This is a genomic window from Calidithermus terrae, from assembly GCF_003574345.1.
Taxonomy (GTDB): Bacteria; Deinococcota; Deinococci; order Deinococcales; family Thermaceae; genus Calidithermus; species Calidithermus chliarophilus.
The window spans coordinates 1-3,377 of record NZ_QXDL01000313.1 but is presented as its reverse complement, the minus strand read 5'-3'; the positions used below and the strand labels follow the sequence as shown (position 1 = coordinate 3,377).

Here is a 3,377-nt window from a genome sequence, read left to right as displayed (position 1 = left end):
GCGGTAATCTACTCGTTGCGCTGTCCAGAGGGCGGCGCGGGGACCTTGAAAGCGAAGGAGTCGAGAGAAGCGATGAGATCACTGCTCCTCGGCCGCCGGGGGCGCGGGCGCCGTAGGGATACGGGGCGCGGGCCGGCGGGGGCCGAGGGGCTGGGAGTACCAGAGAAGGGTCAAGATAGGAAGGGCACACGGTGGATGCCCTGGCACCCGAACCGACGAAGGACGTGATTACCTGCGAAAAGCCACGGGGAGCTGGTAGTGAGCGCCGATCCGTGGGTGTCCGAATGGGGGAACCCACCCTCTGGGAACAGGGGGTACCGCGCGAGCGGGGGGAACGCCGGGAACTGAAACATCTAAGTACCGGCAGGAGAAGAAAGCGAAAGCGATTCCCTGAGTAGCGGCGAGCGAAAGGGGAGCAGCCTAAACCCGTGTGCGTGCACACGGGGGTTGTGGGGCGCCCGAGATCGAAGCTGAGCCTTAGCCGAGCCGCCTGGGAAGGCGGACCAGAGAGGGTGAAAGTCCCGTAGGCGAAAGGGGGAGGCTAGAGGGGCGTACCCGAGTAGCCCGGTTTTCGTGGAAGACTGGGCGAATCCGCGCGGCCCACCGCGTAAGGCTAAATATTCCGGGTGACCGATAGCGAAGCAGTACCGTGAGGGAAAGGTGAAAAGAACCCCGGGAGGGGAGTGAAAGAGAACCTGAACCCGTGTGCTTACAAGCAATCGCGGCGCCACACGGGCGTTGCGGTGTGCCTATTGAAGCATGAGCCGGCGACTTACGTTGGCGTGCGAGCTTAAGGCGGCAGCCGGAGGCGTAGCGAAAGCGAGTCCGAAGAGGGCGGGAGTACGCCGGCGTAGACTCGAAACCTGGAGAGCTAGGCCTGGCCAGGCTGAAGCGCGGGTGACACCGCGTGGAGGGCCGAACCGGTTGGAGATGCAAATCCCTCGGATGAGCTGGGCCTAGGAGTGAAAAGCTAACCGATCCAGGAGATAGCTAGTTCTCCCCGAAATGACTTTAGGGTCAGCCTCGGGCGCTGATTGCGGCCTGTAAAGCACTGATTGGGCTAGGGGGCCTACCAGCCTACCAAACCCTGTCAAACTCTGAAGGGTCGCAAGGGGAGCCCGGGAGTGAGGGCATGAGTGCTAACATCCATGTCCAAGCGCGGGAACAACCGAGACCGCCAGCTAAGGTCCCCAAGTTCGGGCTAAGTGGATAAGGATGTGAGGCCGCACAGACAGCCAGGAGGTTGGCTTAGAAGCAGCCACCCTTGAGAGAGTGCGTAATAGCTCACTGGTCGAGTGGCCTTGCGCCGAAAATGATCGGGGCTTAAGCCCGACACCGAAGCTGCGGGGTGCGCGCGAGCGCACCGGTAGGGGAGCGTTCCCTATGCCGACGAAGCCATACCGCGAGGGGTGGTGGAGGTACGGGAAGTGCGAATGCCGGCATGAGTAACGATAAATGGGGTGAGAATCCCCGTCGCCGTAAACCCAAGGTTTCCTACGTTATGGTCGTCATCGTAGGGTTAGGCGGGGCCTAAGGCGAGGCCGAGAGGCGTAGTCGACGGACAACTGGTTAATACTCCAGTCCCACTCTAGGTGCGATGGAGGGACGCTCTAGGCTAGGCAGACCGGAGCCATGGACGAGCCCGGCCAGAAGCGCAAGGGGGGCTACAGGCAAACCCGTAGCCCGCTACCCGTGCGCGGTGGGGAAGGCGCGAGCTGACAACCTGCCGAAGCCAGGGAGCCGAGAAAAGCTTCTAAGCATAACCGAAGAGTGCCCGTACCGCAAACCGACACAGGTGGGTGGGTGTGAGAGCACCAAGGCGCGCGAGAGAACCCTCGTTAAGGAACTTTGCAATCTAGCCCCGTAACTTCGGGAGAAGGGGTGCCCCCGGCGACGGGGGCCGCAGCGAATAGGCGCTGGCGACTGTTTACCAAAAACTCAGCTCTCTGCGAACACGTAAGTGGAGGTATAGGGAGCGACGCTTGCCCGGTGCTGGAAGGTCAAGGGGAGGGGTGCGAGCCCTGATCCGAAGCCCCAGTGAACGGCGGCCGTAACTATAACGGTCCTAAGGTAGCGAAATTCCTTGTCGGGTAAGTTCCGACCTGCACGAAAAGCGTAACGATCAGCGCGCTGTCTCAACGAGGGACTCGGTGAAATTGAACTGGCTGTGAAGATGCAGCCTACCCGTGGCAGGACGAAAAGACCCCATGGAGCTTTACTGCAGTCTGGCATTGGCTTCTGGACAGGCCTGCGTAGGATAGGTGGGAGCCTGCGATCCCCGGCTTTCGGGCCGGGGGGAGGCGCCGGTGAAATACCACCCTGGCCTGTTCGGGAGCCTAACCCCGGGCGGGGGACCGTGCTTGATGGGCAGTTTGACTGGGGCGGTCGCCTCCCAAAGCGTAACGGAGGCGCCCAAAGGTTCCCTCAGCGTGGACGGAAACCACGCGGTGAGCGCAAGGGTAGAAGGGAGCCTGACTGTGAGGCCGGCGAGCCGAACAGGAGCGAAAGCTGGGCCTAGTGAACCGGTGGTGCCGTGTGGAAGGGCCATCGATCAACGGATAAAAGTTACCCTGGGGATAACAGGCTGATGATTCCCGAGCGTCCATAGCGGCGGAATCGTTTGGCACCTCGATGTCGGCTCGTCACATCCTGGGGCTGAAGAAGGTCCCAAGGGTTGGGCTGTTCGCCCATTAAAGTGGCACGCGAGCTGGGTTCAGAACGTCGTGAGACAGTTCGGTCTCTATCCGTCACGGGCGGAGGAAGTTTGGGGGGGGCTGCTCCTAGTACGAGAGGACCGGAGTGGACGTACCGCTGGTTTTCCGGCTGTCCTTCCAAGGGCAAATGCCGGGTAGCCAAGTACGGGAGAGATAACCGCTGAAAGCATCTAAGCGGGAAACTCGCCCCGAGATGAGACTTCCCACGGAGCGATCCGGTAAGGGCCCTGCGAGACGAGCAGGTGGATCGGCCGGGGGTGGAAGTGCAGCGATGCACGGAGCCGACCGGTGCGAATGGCCCGAGGTCTTGACCTCTTCAGCACTCATACCCGCCCCCCTCTCGGCTGCTTCGCTTTCGCCGGTCCGACCTTTACAGCTACGACGTCGCAAGCGAAGGCGTAATCGGAAGCGACAACAGCAGACGCCTCTGTGCTCATGGCGGTGTGGTCCCACCCGTACCCATTCCGAACACGGAAGTGAAACGCACCTGCGCCGATGGTACTCGGCCCGAAGGGGCCCGGGAGAGTAGGGCAGCGCAGAGGTTTTCCCTTTTCCTTCACCCGCGCAGCGCCCCGCGCCGCGCGTGCGGGAGTAGCTCAGCCGGTAGAGCACAACCTTGCCAAGGTTGGGGTCGCGAGTTCGAGTCTCGTCTCCCGCTCCATT

At 62.0% G+C, this 3,377-nt stretch carries 1 tRNA gene and 2 rRNA genes; all 3 read left to right on the top strand.

Annotated elements, in window-relative coordinates:
* Positions 1 to 168: 168 nt before the first annotated feature.
* Positions 169 to 3,029: ribosomal RNA gene (locus Mterra_RS19920) — 23S ribosomal RNA — on the top strand.
* A gap of 110 nt (positions 3,030 to 3,139) precedes the next feature.
* Positions 3,140 to 3,256, top strand: a 5S ribosomal RNA gene (rrf, locus tag Mterra_RS19915).
* Positions 3,257 to 3,299: 43 nt separating this feature from the next.
* Positions 3,300 to 3,375 (top strand) — tRNA-Gly (locus Mterra_RS19910).
* Positions 3,376 to 3,377: the final 2 nt, after the last annotated feature.